Raw genomic sequence first — 14,527 nt, forward strand, 5'->3', positions numbered from 1 at the left:
TTCCTTATTAGATAACGCCGCGTGCGCGCAGGCCGTCGATGGTTTGCGCCGAAAACCCAAGCTGATCGAGGATGCCCTGGCTGTGCTGGCCCAAGGCGGGAACGCCGTCCATGCGCGGGGTAAACGCAGCATTACGCGCCGGCGGCAACAACGACGGCAGCGGCCCGGCCGGGCTCTGGACTTCACGCCAGCTGTCTCGCGCCTTGAGCTGCGGGTGGTCCCACACGCCTTGCATGTCATTGACCCTGGCGCTGGCAATCTGCGCGTTTTCCAGGCGTTGGATCACGGCTTCAGCGTCCAACTGCGCGAAGCTGTCAACGATGATCTGGCGTAGCACGTCACGGTTGGCCGAGCGCTTGAAGTTGGCCGAGAAACGTTCATCGGTAGCCAGTTCAGGCGTGAGCAGTACTTTGTCGCAGAACGCCGCCCATTCGCGTTCGTTCTGCAAGCCGAGCATCACCGTGCCGCCGTCGCCGGTGGGAAACGGCCCATACGGGTAGATCGTCGAATGCGCCGCCCCGGCCCGTGGTGGCTGGGGCGCGCCGTCGAAGGCGTAATACATCGGGTAGCCCATCCACTCCACCAGGCTTTCGAGCATGCTCACATCGATGCGGCTGCCCTGCCCCGTCTTGCCGCGCAACAGCAGGGCCGAGAGGATGCCACTGTAGGCGTACATGCCGGCGGAAATATCGGCGATCGAGCAACCGGCCTTGGCCATCTGATCTTCACCTGGGCCACCGGTTACCGATAAAAAACCGCCCTCGCTTTGGATCAGCAGGTCATACGCTTTCTTTTTCTCGTAAGGCCCGCCTTCGCCATAGCCGGAAATATCGCAGACGATGAGCCGTGGAAAGCGCTCATGCAGCGCTTCAAACGACAGGCCCATGCGCGCCGCCGCGCCGGGTGCAAGGTTCTGCACCAGCACGTCGGCATCCGCCAGCAGGCGTTGGAGGATGTCGCCGGCCTCGTCCTGCTTGAGGTCCAGGGTCAGGCTTTCCTTGGAGCGGTTGGTCCACACAAAGTGCGAGGCCAGGCCGCGTACGCGCTCGTCATAGCCACGGGCAAAGTCACCGGCGCCGGGGCGTTCGATCTTGATCACACGGGCGCCGAGGTCCGCCAACTGGCGGGTACAGAATGGCGCAGCAATCGCGTGTTCCAGGCTGATCACGGTGATGCCGTCCAGCGGTCGTTGATTAGTCATGACGCTTCCTCAAAGCCAGTGGGCCATGGACGCTGCACTGCGCAGGTTCCAGACCTTCTCGATCAGTGCATTGGCCTGCGCGGGTGTGTGCGCGCCGCTGAATTGGGTAAGGCGCCGGAATTTATCCGCGAGCTCCACCCGACTCAGGGTGTTACCAGGGTCGCCCTTGGGTTCATCGATGGCGCCTTGCAGCGTGCGGCCATCGAGCGTGGTGACGGTGACGCGGCCCAGCCAGCGCTGCGGGTAGGCGCCGTCAACTTCTGCGTCGAGGGTCATGCTGACCTTGTCGCGGAAAGCCGAGACGGCGGGGTCGGTCAGCGCTCGTTCGTGGAACTCGGTGAGCCCGGCTTTACCGTGCACGGCGATCAGGCCGAGCACGGTGCCCATGGAGAATTTGGCCTGGTGCACAGTGGCAGGCGTGGTCACGCGGCCCAGCACGTCGATGGCACCTTGATGGACACGCGTTTCAACCGTAGCGATATCTGCAGCGCACAGCCCTTCGCGCTGCATCAGATCCAGCAGCGCATCGGCGGCCGGATGGGTGTGACGGCACGAGGCGTGGAACTTGAACGAGGTTTCCAGCAGCGCCCAGCGGCTGCCAAGGTCGGCCGATAACTTGCGAGGCTCGGCATCACTGGACATGCCTGCTGCCAAGCCTTGATCGCCTTCCAGAATATTGCGTGCGCCGGTGAGCCCGTCCGCCGTCAAATACGCCGCGAGCAAGCCATCCGCCGCCGCCTTGGCGGTGTGCAGTTGCTTGGAGTCGGCGGCATCGCGCAAAAACTCCCACAGCCCGGCGGCCTGGGTGCCGGCGCTGCCGAGCAGGGTGATGAACTGTTCCTGGTTAAAGTCCAGCAGTTTGCCCACGGCCACCGCCGCCGCCAGGGTGCCGACGGTGGCTGTGGTGTGGAAGATGCGGTAGTGGGACCGGCCCATGAATTCGCCGATGCGAATTCCGGCTTCATAACCGGCCACCGAGGCCAGCAGCAATTCACGGCCGGATTTGCCGAGGTCCTGGGCGGCAGCCAGCGCGGCCGGAAACACCACGGTCGCGGGGTGCAGCACCGAGCTGTTGTGCAGGTCATCCTGCTCCACCAAGTGTGAGGATGCGGCGTTCACCAGCGCCGCAAAATACGCGCTGGTGGTGCTGCCATTGACGATCACCTGGGCGGGACCGCTGTGGGGTCCCATTTTTTGTGCATAGCGTTCAAACAACGGGATCGGGTGCGCGCCCTTGCTTGCCAGCGCCGAGGCCAACCAATCCAGATACAGATCTTCGGTGCGTGCCAGTACCTTTTCCGGCAATTGTTCGTAGTTCAGGTCCGCAAGGAACCGGCACAGCGTTTGGGTATGGCTCATGCTCAGGCCCTCAGAAACTGCGTGGCAGTTCGAGCAGGTGCTCGGCCACGTAGGACAGGATCAGGTTGGTGGAGATCGGCGCAACCTGGTACAGGCGTGTTTCGCGGAATTTGCGCTCTACGTCGTACTCACAGGCAAAGCCGAAACCGCCGTGGGTTTGCAGGCAGGCGTTGGCCGCTTCCCAGGACGCCTTGGCAGCCAGGTACTTGGCCATGTTGGCGCTGGCCCCGGCATTCTTGCCGCTGTCGTATTCTTCGCAGGCACGCCAGCGCATCAGGTCCGCCGCTTCGATTTCGATATGCGCCTCGGCAATCGGGAACTGCACACCCTGGTTCTGCCCGATCGGGCGGCCAAACACCACGCGGTCGCGGGCGTAGGCACTGGCCTTTTCGATAAACCAGCGACCGTCGCCGATGCACTCGGCGGCGATCAGGGTGCGTTCGGCGTTGAGGCCGTCGAGGATGTATTTAAAGCCTTTGCCCTCCTCGCCGATCAGGCTGTCGAGGGGTAGCTCCAGGTTGTCGAAAAACAGTTCGTTGGTTTCGTGGTTGACCATATTGGCGATGGGCTGCACGGTCAGGCCGTTGCCGATGGCTTCGCGCAGGTCGACCAGGAAGATCGACATGCCTTCAGACTTCTTCTTCACCTCGGCCAGCGGCGTGGTGCGCGCCAGCAGAATCATCAAGTCGGAATGCTGGATGCGCGAGATCCAGACCTTCTGGCCATTGATCACATATTTGTCACCACGCTTGATCGCCGTGGTTTTGATTTTGGTGGTGTCGGTGCCGGTGGTGGGCTCGGTCACACCCATCGATTGCAGGCGCAATTCGCCGCTGGCGAGCTTGGGCAGGTAGAAGCTTTTTTGCGCTTCGCTGCCGTGGCGCAGCAAGGTGAACATGTTGTACATCTGGCCGTGCACGGTGCCGGAGTTACCACCGCAACGGTTGACTTCTTCGAGGATCACCGAGGCTTCGGCCAGGCCCAGGCCAGAGCCGCCGTATTCTTCAGGGATCATCGCCGACAGCCAGCCGGCGTCGGTCAGGGCTTTGACAAAGGTTTCGGGGAAGCCTTTTTGTTCGTCGATCCTGCGCCAGTACGCCGCGTCGAACTCGGCGCACAAGGCGCGCACGCCTTCACGGATGGCATTGAGTTCTTCGTTGTCATTGGGGTTCATTAACGGCTCTCCGCCTGTTGTTCCTGGATTATTCGAAGTGGACCTGAGCGGTCTGCGCCAGGCCACCGGCGTTGCCCGCCCACAACTGCGCCACACCGGTTTCGGTCACGCGCCCACCGACCACAAATGGCTGCGGTGCAATCAGTGGGCGAACACCGCGATAGGCAAAACGGCGCAGGGTCGCGTCGGGATGGGCGCGGCAAAACGCGCACAGGCTCAAGGTAGCGATCAGCGGGCCGTGCACCACCAGGCCTGAATAGCCTTCGGTGTCGGTGACATACGGGTAGTCGTAGTGGATGCGGTGGCCGTTGAAGGTCACGGCGCTGTAACGAAACAGCAGGGTTGGCGTGGGGCTGATCGATGCCTGCCATTCGCCTTCGGGCAAGGCGTCGCCACTGCCCTGTTTGGGCGGCGTCGGTTCGCGGTAAACGATGTCCTGTTCTTCTCGGATCGCCAGGCGACCGTCCTGGGAATAGTCATGACGCACGGTGACAAACAACAGCGAGCCGGTTCGCCCGGTCTTTTCTTCGACCTGGGTGATGGTCGACACGCGGGTCGCCGCCTCACCCGCGCGCAAGGCATGCACGAATTCGATGCGCCCACCGGCCCACATGCGATTGCGGTTATCAGCGGGCGGCAGGAACCCGCCACGGGCCGGGTGGCCGTCGGTGCCCAAGGCCGACTCCGGCAGCGGGTCCTGGAAAAAACACCACTGCCACAGCGGCGGCAAATCGGCGCCCTGTTCCGGCACAGCTTCGCCAAAAGTAGCGGCAATGCGTTTGAGCAGGTTAAGGCTCAGGTGGTCGTTGGCGGTCTCGCTTCGGCCGATCCAGTCAGTGGCGCTCATTGGGTGCAGGTCCTCGGGCAGTGAGTGTCTGCCCCGGATCATGCAAGCGCCTGCCCGTTCTGAGAATTTGCATTTCAATAAACCAGCGTTCGGTTATGCTGAACGCTAGCCATGAGTACCACTCCATCCCCTGTGGGAGCTGGCTTGTTGTGGCGAGGGAGCTTGCTCCCGTTGACTGCGCAGCAGTCTCCGGTTTTTGGGGGGCGCTTCGCACCCCAGCGCAAGCAAGCTTGCTCGCCACAACAAGCCAGCTCCCACACTTGAACCTCACCGTTGCCAAAATAGGGGTTTGCATGCATTTCGATCTCGCCGACCTGCGCCTGTTTATCCACATCGCCGAATCCCCCAGCCTCACCCAGGGCGCCAAGCGTGCGTTCCTCTCGCCGGCCGCTGCCAGTGCGCGGATCAAGGCGCTGGAAGGCCAGTTGGATACGCGCCTGCTGTACCGCGACAGCCGTGGCGTGGAGATCACCCCGGCGGGCGAACGGCTGCTGCACCATGCGCGCCTGATCATGCGCCAGGTGGACTACCTAAAAAGCGAGTTCACCCAATACGGCGTGGATTCGGCCGGGCATATCCGCATCTTCGCCAACACCACGGCGGTGACCGAGTTTCTGCCGGAGGTGCTGGCGGGCTTCCTGTCCCAGCGCCCGGGCGTGACCGTCGACCTGCAGGAGCGTTTATCCCGCGACATCGTACGTGGCGTGCTTGATGGCACCAGCGACATGGGCATCATTGCCGGGCCGGTAGAAGCGGCAGGTTTGCAGGTGTTGCACTTCAGCACCGATGAATTGGTCTTGATGGTGCCCGTGGGCCACCCATTGGCCGACCAGTCTTCGGTGACGCTGGAGCAAACCCTGGCCTACCAGCACATCGGCCTGCACGAAGGCAGCACGTTATTGAGTTTTTTGCGTGAACACGTCGATCGCCTGGGCAAGCAGTTGTCGCTGCGCATTCAGGTGTCGAGCTTCGAAGCGATCTGCCGAATGGTCGAGGCCGGCGTGGGCATCGGCATCATTCCCGAATCCGCCGCCGTGCGGCACAGCAGGACCATGCAGTTGGTGACGGTGAAGCTCGATGAGCCATGGGCGATTCGCGAACGCAGTATCCTGGTGCGCGAGCTTGAGGCATTGCCCGGCACCATTCGGGCGTTGATCGCCACCTTGATGCCGGACACACTCAGTGCAGGCTGATGTTGCGCTGGCTGGCGTTATCAATATTGATATGGCTCAGCCGGCCCTGCCCATCGAACAGCAACAGATCAGACCCGAGGCGGCGAAGCTGGGCCGGCGATTGCGGCCAGTGCAACGTGACGCAAAGCCGATCGCTGGCACGGTGGATCACGTGCCAGCAGGTGTCGTGCTCCTCAACCCGATAACTGATCAGCAACCAGTCCTCAAATAGAAACGGGCTGACGGACTCATCCCATTCTTCTTCCGGTAAGTTGCCAGGCAGCCGGTAGCGCTTTCGAACCCCGTGCTGCTTCAGTATCAGCGTGGGTGTTCCATAGTCGTGCTTGATCCGATACTGCGCCGATTCAGCGGTGGCACTGGGAACCTGGAAGTCCGTCGCGACGATGTCAAACGCGCTTTCGCGGCTGACCAAACGCCGCTCCGGCAGACGATAATGCCACAGCATCAGGCACCCGCCCGGCGCCGACAGCCACAGGTATTCATTGTGTTCATCCACCTTGATGGCACGCACCGACTCCGGTAGATCACTCACATGCCAGAGCGTTTCAAAGCCACGGTCAACATCCACCACGCGCAACTGCGGGCCTTTGCCGATGGTCCAGTTGCTGCCATCAAACGCGTGTGCAAAGACATCCATGGCCAGCATACCGAGGTCTTTGGCGACACGATTGACCAGGTCCAGTTTGCTCACGCGCCATACATTCCCCCGCCAGATCAGCACCAACGCAACCTGTCGGCTATGGGCAATCACGATTTTCTGCGCCGGTACAGCAAAGTGAAACAACGTTGTGCCCGCCGCATCCACCACCATCACACCCGACTCGCCCAGCGCCACCAGGTAACGCTGGTCTTCCAGCGGCGCCGCGTCGAAAATCGGCCGGCTGCCAGCCGCCGGCGCAGCCCACTTGCGGGTGTCGCCCAAGTGCTCCAGTGAGACCACAGGCGTACGCTTCAGGGCTTGGCCCGGCAAGTCCGCCTGAAGCGCTTTATCGCGACTCATCTTGACCAGCGCTTGTAACTGGTTATGGGTCAGTTGGCCTTGATCGCTGAATTGATCGGCCAGAATCGCGTGCACAGTGGCACCTGCCAGCCAGGCCAAGGCGGTGGTGTGTGCCTTGTGTTGCAACAACGCCTGCGCCAGGGCGGCGCGTTCCCCGGCGCGCGCGGGGTCGTCACGCAATTGCTCGACCCACGGCCCGTAAGCGTGCAGCGTTTCGGGCAACAGGACCGCGCGTTTAACCAGCGCCTCAATGCCCAAGCGCCCGCCGGCAGCCTCGGCGTTGAGCAGCCATTGCGCGGCGCGTGGGCGCTCTGCAGGCAGGCTCCAAATAACATCGACGGCTTGCAACCACAGGCCTTTGGCGATCAACGACTCGGCCCATTCCAGGCGCAAGCGGTCGGCGGCTTCCGGCGACTTGGCCTGGAGCATCACCACGGCGTCAGCAAACGCATTGTCGCGCCGCGCCACCAGCACGGCGCGCTGCCACTGCTCGGCCAGGCACAGCAAGCGCACGATCACCGCAGGCGGCATGTCCCACGCCAGGGCCAGGTCAGCGGCCTGCTGATAGCGCGCGTGTTTCTCCAGGTAATCGAGAGCTTGCTGATGCTCCTTGAGCAATTCGGCAAGGACAAACACCGCTTCCTCGATACGACCGGCACGGTCCAGGCGTTCAAAAGTCTGGCGATACACCTGGCGCAAATGCTCGGTCAAGTCGTCTTCAAACAGCATCGAGCGCGCGGGGCCAGCCTTTTGGCTGAGGCTCAAATCCTCGCGGCGCTGTGGCGTACCAAAGCTCTGTTCACCGCTGGAGGCAGCGCCGTTCAAGGGGATCGCGTGGCGCAAGGCTTCTTCGAAATTGCCGTCTTCGAACATCTCCAACATGCGCTGCATGTAGGCGGCCTGGCGTTTGCCATACAGTTTGGACAGCTGGGAATGCTGGGTCAGCCGGGTCAACAAACGGCGCCACGCGGCAGGTTTATAACTGCGCGGGGTGGCACGCGCAGCGATGCCTGGGTTAGCGGGTGCGCGAGCCACCGGCCGGGGCGCCGCTTGGGCGGGGGCAGACGCGCCACGGTGCAGGAAGCGGTTCAACCCGTACAACAACGCGGTGATCACCACCATCCAGATCACGGCGCCCAGGAGCATGCCGCCGAAGGACTGTGTGTGCTCGGCCAACAGCGCGGCGGGCTCGCTCTGGCCGAAGAGGCGGACCAGCCCACCCAGCAGTACCAGGCCGATCACGATTTTCAGCACCGGGGAAGAGACTTCGCGGGCGCTGTTTGCGTTGTTTTGCGCAGACGCCGCGCTGGCGCCAGGCCCTTTACTCGACGTGTGACGCGGGCGCTCCAGCAGTGCTTGCATGATTGCTTCGCGCTCCGGGCTGACGGGCTCCAGTGGCCCACCGAGGATTTCACGCAGGTCGGTGACCACCGCCTCCGGCAGCGTTGCCGGCAACGGGGTATGGCAGTCAAAGGTGTCGAGCAGCGTGTAGGTACTGATGTCGAGCCACAGCCCAGGCGTCAGCACGTGTGCATCGCGCAACTGCAATGCATGGATCTGGCTGCCGCGCACCAGCCACAAGTCGGCAACGGGCAGCCCGCGCAATTCCTCAGGGTGCAGCGCGGCAGACGACAAGCCCAGGCCCTGGCGGATCAGCGGCCAGCCGTGCAGGCTTTCGCAGTGTACCGGGCAAGGTGTGTGGAACTGCAGCAAGTCGCCGTCGGCAAAACGGTAGGCACGCGCGTCGACTTGCCAATACTTGAGGATCAGGCGCCTGCGCTCGCTCTCATCAAAACGCTCGGCGGCAAACCATAGGCCGTCAATCTGTTGGTGCCCGGTGAGTACCGGGCGGCGAATCAGCATCCGTTCTGGCTCATGCATTGGCAGCTTCCTGGGTGAGCTGCGGAGCCTGGTTGCACATCACTTGCAAACGCATGGAGCGCTCGCAAACCGAGTAAACCAGTAATTCGCGGTCAGTGGTCAGTACGGCGATCAAGCCGCTCATGGGGCAAAAGCTCGCGCGGGCAATTGGCGCCGAGGTGGTGAACAACGTGCGCTGTTGCCCCTCGGCGTACAGCCCGACGCTGTGCTGGTTCGGCCCCAGCAGCACCAGTGAGTAAGCCGGCCGTTGGGCGTACGTATAGTGCAGGCCGATGGCTTTCCAACCGGGCGCCAAGTCGATCTGTTCGTGTTTCGCCGGAAAGCTTTCATGGGTCACCAGGCGCCAACTCTGGTAGCCGTCCTCGGTGGTCAGCAGCGCGCAACCACCGCAGTACTGGCGCCAGTAAAAGTTGGCAGCCAACAATACCTGGCTGACGCCCGCTGCCGAGCCGACCGCATGACCATTGGCGCGTAAACCGTCAGCAGACCCGGAATACGCGACAATCTGCCCGCCTTCTCTGCGCGCATAAGCGATGGTCAAGGGGTCGACCTGCAACAGGCTCATCACGTCATCCGCCACCTGGCAAAGTTGACGCGACTTCCAATAGGCAAGCCGCCCCTGGCTGTCGAGCAAGTACACACGCACGGCGTTCTGACTGTGCAGCCAGACACTCGGCAGGAACGTCGCGGTGCCCGGTGGCAGTTGCAGCTGTTCACGGGCGGGCTTGTCGACGGTGGGCATACCGGGAATGTTCCAGAACGTCAGGCTGTCGTTGTCGCTCAACACGGCACCGAGGCTGCGGTGGTGAAAGGTGGTGCTCAATACGCGCTGATGCTTGCCCCACAGACGGCGTCGAACCTCCAGCGACTTTTTCTGGTTTTTGTGCGGCAGCTTGATCACCACCATGCCCGCCTCATCGAGCAGGCGCAGCGCCACATAGTTACCGGCGCTGGAGATTACCGGCGGCAAGGTCAAGGCTACGCGTGGCACCGCACGTGCGAGATTCGGCGGCGGCGCCTGGACTTCATCGTCGAACTGGCCTTTGAGCAGTTGCACCGCGTGCGCCTCATCCGGCATAGGCAACAGCACGCGCCGCACAGAACCGGCTTGCAACTCGAATGACAGGCTGTGCCCATCCAGGCTGCGCTGCACCTGCACCCGGTGCGTACAGGTCTTGGTCGTGTCCTTGGGCAAGCGTTGCCCGACTGTCCAGCACTCACCCAACGTCTCACCCTGCGTGGCCAGCCATTCCTGCCAGGCTTGCCAGTGCGCCGGGGCGACACTTTCATAGGTGCGCGCCCTGAGCAGTTGCTTGAGCTGCCCCGCGCTATCGAACTCATGCAGCAGCGGCGCGCCTTGCAGGATCCCCCAACGCAACTGCGCCCCTGCCTCCTCGGCACGCCGGGCCAGCAGCATCAGCAAGGCGATATGCACCAGCCGCGCGGCGCCCCATTGCAACGGGCCGGCGTCGAACAGCACGACAATCAGGCGGTTGGCTTCACGGGCGCGGTACTGCGGCGCCAGGAACATATGCTCGCCGCCGACAGCCCTGCGCATAAACTCATCCGGCACTTCATCGGCCAGCAGCCATTCGCTGGAAAGCAGGCGCTCGTAAGGCCCACGGCGTTGCAGATCGCCCACGCCATCCGGCTCAGGCACCCCGCCTTGCTGCCTACCGCGCAGTGGCCCCAGCACCGGGTTAAGCCGCCCAAGCAAGTCGGCGAACAGCGGCAGGTGCTGCGGCGCAAACCACTCCAGCCACTGGCGCCAGGGTTGCAAGGCTTCAGGCAGTTGCATGGCGGGTGCCCCAATTCGTCGCGATGCGCTGAAGGTGTTCAACCGTCACCGGCAACAGGCGATCCAACGGCACTACAACTTGCGGTTCGCGCCACAACAGCAAGGGCGAGCGCTTGAAACGTGCCGACAGCGTCTGGCCGAGCAAGTCTACCGGCACTGTCGGCTCCCAACTGGTGGGCAGCCATACGCCAGGCGCGCCGGGGTGTACTGCGGCGTATTCGACACCGTCGACCCACGGCAAATCCGCCACCGCCCCAGTGACGACCAATACATCGCCATTGGCGGTAGCGTGCAAGCGGGCAGCCTGTTCATCTGCGAGCAGCAGCAAGCGCGCAAGCAAGCGGCGCGCGGCGTCGCCCCATCCGACGGCTGCTTGTGGCTCGGCAGGCACCGGCCTTGGGCGCCAGGTCCAGGCGTAGTGGTCTGCACTCATGGCGTCAGCATTCGGGACAGTTGCCCGCGTACCTGCTGCAAGGTTTCCGGCATTGTCTCGCTATTGAAGTTGGCGTCGATCTCGCGCAGCAGCCCTTCGAGGACCGGGCTGTCGGGCGGCTCGCTGCGGGCCAGGTAGTCTTGCGCAGTTTCCAGCAAGCGATTCAAGCGCGACATCGGTTGCAAGGTGGCCTCTTCGACCGCACTGAACAAATGGCTGTTGCTGGACGCGGCAAACAGGTCGCGCAGCACCTCGCGGCCATGCTGCTGAGTCTCTTTAGTGGGCAGCACATACAGCAGGGGCCATAGATCCGCGTCGCTGGCTTCCAGCCGCCCGCCCAGCAACGCGGCGGCCGCGATCAGCCGTTGAGACTTGACGATACGGCGGTCCGATAACGCTATGCCGGCTTCGCGCAGGCGCCGAATCGCCTGGGCCAGGGCTGGACGCACCGCGCCCAGGTCGACGTTTTTCAGGGCTTGGCTCAGCGTATCCAACTGGGCCAGACCCAGTAACTGTTGCACCGGGCGCTGCTCCGACTGCCAACCGCCCGCCAGCATGGCTTCCAGTTGATTGTCCGGCACCGAATCGACGAACAGGTGCAACAGGAAGCGGTCGCCAAACGCCGCCAGTGCCTCATCGTCCGGCAAACCGTTGGCCGCGCCGACACACACACGCAGCGGACATTGAATTTGAGTATGACCCCGGCGAAAGCGACGCTCGTTGAGCACGCCCAGCAAGGTATTGAGAATGGCGGTCGAGCCCAGGAAGACTTCATCGAGAAACACGATATCGGCCTCTGGCAGCATGCCGCTGACGTCGGTTTCCACCGTGCCTTCACGCAATTTCTTCAGGTCTACGGCACCAAAAAGCTCCGACGGCTCAGTGAAGCGCCCCAGCAAGTATTCGAAGTAACGCCCACCCATGGACTGCGCCACACGGCGTACCACGGCGCTCTTGGCCGTGCCAGGCGGGCCGATCACCAGAATGTGCTCTTGGGCGACCGCCGCCAGCACAATCAGCTCGGCCAATTGCTCGCGCCCGATCAATCCTTCGGTCGCCTTGCGCACAGCGTGGCGGATTTGCGTGGCAGCGCTTTGCAACTGAGCAATCATGGGTGTCTTCCCTGAAACCAAAGCAGAGAATCTTGCCTGAGGCTAAGGTATTAGCAAAGTGTTGTTACACACTCTTAGAGGAGCCAGCCCATGCAACTCGAAGGATCCTGCCATTGCGGCGCCGTAACATTCAGCCTGAACAGCCAGCATCCCTACCCGTACCAGCGTTGCTATTGCTCGATCTGCCGCAAGACCCAAGGCGGCGGCGGTTATGCGATCAACCTGGGCGGCGACGCCAAGAGTTTGAAGGTACGCGGGCGCAAGCTGATCTCGGTCTACCACGCCAGGCTCAAGCCCGAAGGCGCCAGCCGCGCGCATGCGAGCACTGCCGAACGGCATTTTTGCTCGCAATGCGGCAGCGCCTTGTGGCTGTTCAGCCCCGAATGGCCAGAGCTGATTCACCCGTTTGCTTCAGCCATCGACACGCCATTGCCGGTGCCGCCCGAGCACACGCACCTGATGCTCGGCTCGAAGGTGCCGTGGGTCGAAGTCAGTGTGCACAAAGGCGATTTGCAGTTCGACGAGTACCCCGAAGAATCTATCGCCCAGTGGCATGAGCGTTTGGGGCTCGCGCGTTAACACTCTTTGACAGTTTCTCGACAAAGCTCTCAAAGATTGTTGGCCAGCATCGCCTTAGCATTCGAGCATCCAAACCACCATTCGGGTGCTCTTCATGTTTCGCACATTGCGCGGTATTCCGTTATGGGGTTGCCTGCTCGGCACGCTCGGCTGCCACGTGCAGCCGCCTGCCCCGCCCGCGATTCCCAAGGGCGATTACGGCGCGATCATCCGTTACCTGCAAGCGCGCATCCCCAAGGACCTGGCCCGCGAGAATGTGCCCGGTTTGTCGATTGCGCTGGTCAATGGCCAGGAGCTGATCTGGGCGCGCGGCTTTGGCCTGGCCGACAAGGCCCAGGGTGTGCCGGTGACCGCCAACACGGCGTTTCGCGCCGGCGGCATTTCCAAGTTACTGACGGCCACAGCGGCCATGCAGTTGGTCGACCAACAGCGCCTGGCCCTCGACGCGCCGATCCAGCAGACCTTGCGCGAATTCTACGTGCGTTCGCGCTTTCACACTGACCAGGCCGCCGCCGACCGCGACATCACCCTGCGCCGCCTGCTCAGCCATCAATCCGGCTTGCCCAGCGAGCACCTGCGCGACGTGCGCAGCACCTACGCCATGGGCCAGATGCCGATGCGGGTGTCGGGTGTATGGCTGAGCAGCCCGCCGGGCTCGCAGGTGGCGTATTCCAACCTCGGTTATTCGCTGGTCGGTGCGGCCATCGAGCGCAGCAGCGGCAAGAGTTTTGAAGCCCAACTGCAAAGCCGCCTGCTCAAGCCCCTGGAGATGAACCAGTCGAGTTTTGTCGGCACCGGCACGCAATTGAGCTTTCGCGCCCTGGGCTACGAAGACGGCGTGGCAAGTACCGATGCACAGGTGCGTGACCTTGCCGCCGGCGGCTTGTGGGCCAGCCCCAAAGACCTTAGCCATTATGTGCAGATGCTGTTTGCCCACGGTCTCTATAAGGGCAACCGTGTGCTTGAGAGCCCGTCGATTGATCAGATGTTCACCCAGCAAAACACCGGCAATGCCCTGGACTTCGATTGCCAGATGGGCCTGGGCTGGTTCCTGGCGCCCTGCGGCGATGAACCCGTCGCCCCCGGCGTGCGCACTTACCAGCACAGTGGCGGCGGCGATGATTTTGCCGCGCAGCTGAGCGTACTGCCAGACCAGCAGTTGGCGGTGATCATCATGGCCAATGACAGCAACGCCGAAGAACTGGTCGCGCGCCTGGCCACCGAGACCCTGCGCCTGATGTTCCAGGCGCAAACCGGGCAGTCCGTGTGCGCCGACGACTGCCAGGCGCCCAGCCATGGGCTCAAGTTGCGCCAGGTGCCCGCCGCCGTCGACCGAAAGCGCCTGGCCGGGTTTTATGCCACGGCCTGGGGCGTATTCCGGGTCAAGGATGAGGGCGATCGACTGAGCGGTGAGCTGGCCGGGTTTGACTTCGAGTTGTTGCGCGACGAACACGGCTGGCTGCGCGCGCAGAAAAAAGTCCTTGGCTTTTGGCTCAAGGACTTGGGTGAGCTGGGCCGCGTGCAGCTGGACGTGGTCACGGTGCAGGGCCGCCAAGTACTCACGGCCCGCAGCCATGGCCAACGCCTGGCCATCGGCGAGCGCATCGACCCGCCGCCGCTGCCGCTGGCGTGGGCCAACACCATCGGCACCTACCAGGTGCTTAACACCCACGAACCCGACGCGCCGTTGAGCGGTATCAGCGTGCGCCTGGAAGAAGGCTTTCTGGTGATTCGCGGCCAATTGCACAACGAGCCGCTCACCGACTACATCCTGCTTCCCGTCGACAACGCCCACGCGGTGCTGGCCGGCAACGGCTACGGCCTGGGCGACACGGTAAGCCGCCAGGTAAACGGACTCAGCGCTTCGGGTTACTCCTTCAAACGCACGCAATCGCGAGATAAACCCTTGAGTTTCTGAACCTGGGCTGAAGCAAAAGCCATCATTGCGCA

The 14,527-nt window shown here is 62.9% G+C and carries 11 protein-coding genes; 3 read left to right on the plus strand and 8 right to left on the minus strand.

The features are described from left to right. Positions 1 to 7: 7 nt before the first annotated feature. Genes HBO23_RS08700 through HBO23_RS08715 form a run of 4 tightly spaced genes read right to left on the minus strand, consistent with a single transcriptional unit; the run spans position 8 to position 4,581 of the window. The gene (locus HBO23_RS08700) at positions 8 to 1,201 is read right to left on the minus strand and encodes a CaiB/BaiF CoA-transferase family protein (RefSeq protein ID WP_099549623.1); all 1,194 of its coding nucleotides are present in this window, start codon (positions 1,199 to 1,201) and stop codon (positions 8 to 10) included. Between the two features lie 9 nt (positions 1,202 to 1,210). After that, the gene (locus HBO23_RS08705; protein ID WP_170037721.1) at positions 1,211 to 2,560 is read right to left on the minus strand and encodes an MmgE/PrpD family protein; all 1,350 of its coding nucleotides are present in this window, start codon (positions 2,558 to 2,560) and stop codon (positions 1,211 to 1,213) included. A gap of 10 nt (positions 2,561 to 2,570) precedes the next feature. After that, positions 2,571 to 3,734 carry an acyl-CoA dehydrogenase family protein gene (locus HBO23_RS08710; RefSeq protein WP_099549621.1) on the minus strand — a complete coding sequence of 388 codons (1,164 nt, stop codon included), beginning with the start codon at positions 3,732 to 3,734 and terminating at the stop codon, positions 2,571 to 2,573. Between the two features lie 28 nt (positions 3,735 to 3,762). Next, the gene (locus HBO23_RS08715; RefSeq protein ID WP_170037723.1) at positions 3,763 to 4,581 is read right to left on the minus strand and encodes a MaoC family dehydratase N-terminal domain-containing protein; all 819 of its coding nucleotides are present in this window, start codon (positions 4,579 to 4,581) and stop codon (positions 3,763 to 3,765) included. Positions 4,582 to 4,874: 293 nt separating this feature from the next. Between HBO23_RS08715 and HBO23_RS08720 the strand changes: the two genes are divergently transcribed. Then, positions 4,875 to 5,774, plus strand: coding sequence for a LysR family transcriptional regulator (locus HBO23_RS08720; protein WP_017137479.1), 900 nt, complete (start codon positions 4,875 to 4,877; stop codon positions 5,772 to 5,774). Here the strand turns inward: HBO23_RS08720 and HBO23_RS08725 are convergent. The 4 genes from HBO23_RS08725 to HBO23_RS08740 are packed head-to-tail and all read right to left on the minus strand — an operon-like array spanning position 5,761 to position 11,998. Beyond that, entirely contained in the window at positions 5,761 to 8,655 is a 2,895-nt protein-coding gene (locus HBO23_RS08725) for a bpX6 domain-containing protein (RefSeq protein WP_170037725.1), read from the minus strand. The genes HBO23_RS08720 and HBO23_RS08725 overlap by 14 nt on opposite strands. Next, the gene (locus tag HBO23_RS08730; protein ID WP_170037727.1) at positions 8,648 to 10,453 is read right to left on the minus strand and encodes a hypothetical protein; all 1,806 of its coding nucleotides are present in this window, start codon (positions 10,451 to 10,453) and stop codon (positions 8,648 to 8,650) included. The genes HBO23_RS08725 and HBO23_RS08730 overlap by 8 nt, the downstream gene beginning before the upstream one ends. Next, complete coding sequence (locus HBO23_RS08735) at positions 10,440 to 10,886, minus strand: hypothetical protein (protein WP_099549617.1); 447 nt, start codon at positions 10,884 to 10,886, stop codon at positions 10,440 to 10,442. The genes HBO23_RS08730 and HBO23_RS08735 overlap by 14 nt, the downstream gene beginning before the upstream one ends. Then, on the minus strand, positions 10,883 to 11,998 hold the full coding sequence (locus HBO23_RS08740; RefSeq protein WP_170037729.1) for an AAA family ATPase: 1,116 nt from the start codon (positions 11,996 to 11,998) through the stop codon (positions 10,883 to 10,885). Before HBO23_RS08740 ends, HBO23_RS08735 begins: the two co-directional genes overlap by 4 nt. Before the next feature lie 90 nt (positions 11,999 to 12,088). Between HBO23_RS08740 and HBO23_RS08745 the strand changes: the two genes are divergently transcribed. Both HBO23_RS08745 and HBO23_RS08750 read left to right on the plus strand, forming a co-directional pair. Continuing rightward, entirely contained in the window at positions 12,089 to 12,577 is a 489-nt protein-coding gene (locus tag HBO23_RS08745) for a GFA family protein (protein WP_017137484.1), read from the plus strand. Positions 12,578 to 12,671: 94 nt separating this feature from the next. Further along, entirely contained in the window at positions 12,672 to 14,495 is a 1,824-nt protein-coding gene (locus tag HBO23_RS08750) for a serine hydrolase domain-containing protein (RefSeq protein ID WP_017137485.1), read from the plus strand. Positions 14,496 to 14,527 lie beyond the last annotated feature (32 nt).

The sequence above is a fragment of the Pseudomonas sp. WS 5532 genome, assembly GCF_012985445.1.
Lineage (GTDB): Bacteria > Pseudomonadota > Gammaproteobacteria > Pseudomonadales > Pseudomonadaceae > Aquipseudomonas > Aquipseudomonas edaphica.

What these genes read in the sequence shown, in the direction of transcription:
- HBO23_RS08700 (WP_099549623.1), bottom strand. Translation starts at nt 1,201, where the DNA reads ATGACTAATCAACGACCGCTGGACGGCATCACCGTGATCAGCCTGGAA.
- HBO23_RS08705 (WP_170037721.1), bottom strand. Translation starts at nt 2,560, where the DNA reads ATGAGCCATACCCAAACGCTGTGCCGGTTCCTTGCGGACCTGAACTAC.
- HBO23_RS08710 (WP_099549621.1), bottom strand. Translation starts at nt 3,734, where the DNA reads ATGAACCCCAATGACAACGAAGAACTCAATGCCATCCGTGAAGGCGTG.
- HBO23_RS08715 (WP_170037723.1), bottom strand. Translation starts at nt 4,581, where the DNA reads ATGAGCGCCACTGACTGGATCGGCCGAAGCGAGACCGCCAACGACCAC.
- HBO23_RS08720 (WP_017137479.1), top strand. Translation starts at nt 4,875, where the DNA reads ATGCATTTCGATCTCGCCGACCTGCGCCTGTTTATCCACATCGCCGAA.
- HBO23_RS08725 (WP_170037725.1), bottom strand. Translation starts at nt 8,655, where the DNA reads ATGCATGAGCCAGAACGGATGCTGATTCGCCGCCCGGTACTCACCGGG.
- HBO23_RS08730 (WP_170037727.1), bottom strand. Translation starts at nt 10,453, where the DNA reads ATGCAACTGCCTGAAGCCTTGCAACCCTGGCGCCAGTGGCTGGAGTGG.
- HBO23_RS08735 (WP_099549617.1), bottom strand. Translation starts at nt 10,886, where the DNA reads ATGAGTGCAGACCACTACGCCTGGACCTGGCGCCCAAGGCCGGTGCCT.
- HBO23_RS08740 (WP_170037729.1), bottom strand. Translation starts at nt 11,998, where the DNA reads ATGATTGCTCAGTTGCAAAGCGCTGCCACGCAAATCCGCCACGCTGTG.
- HBO23_RS08745 (WP_017137484.1), top strand. Translation starts at nt 12,089, where the DNA reads ATGCAACTCGAAGGATCCTGCCATTGCGGCGCCGTAACATTCAGCCTG.
- HBO23_RS08750 (WP_017137485.1), top strand. Translation starts at nt 12,672, where the DNA reads ATGTTTCGCACATTGCGCGGTATTCCGTTATGGGGTTGCCTGCTCGGC.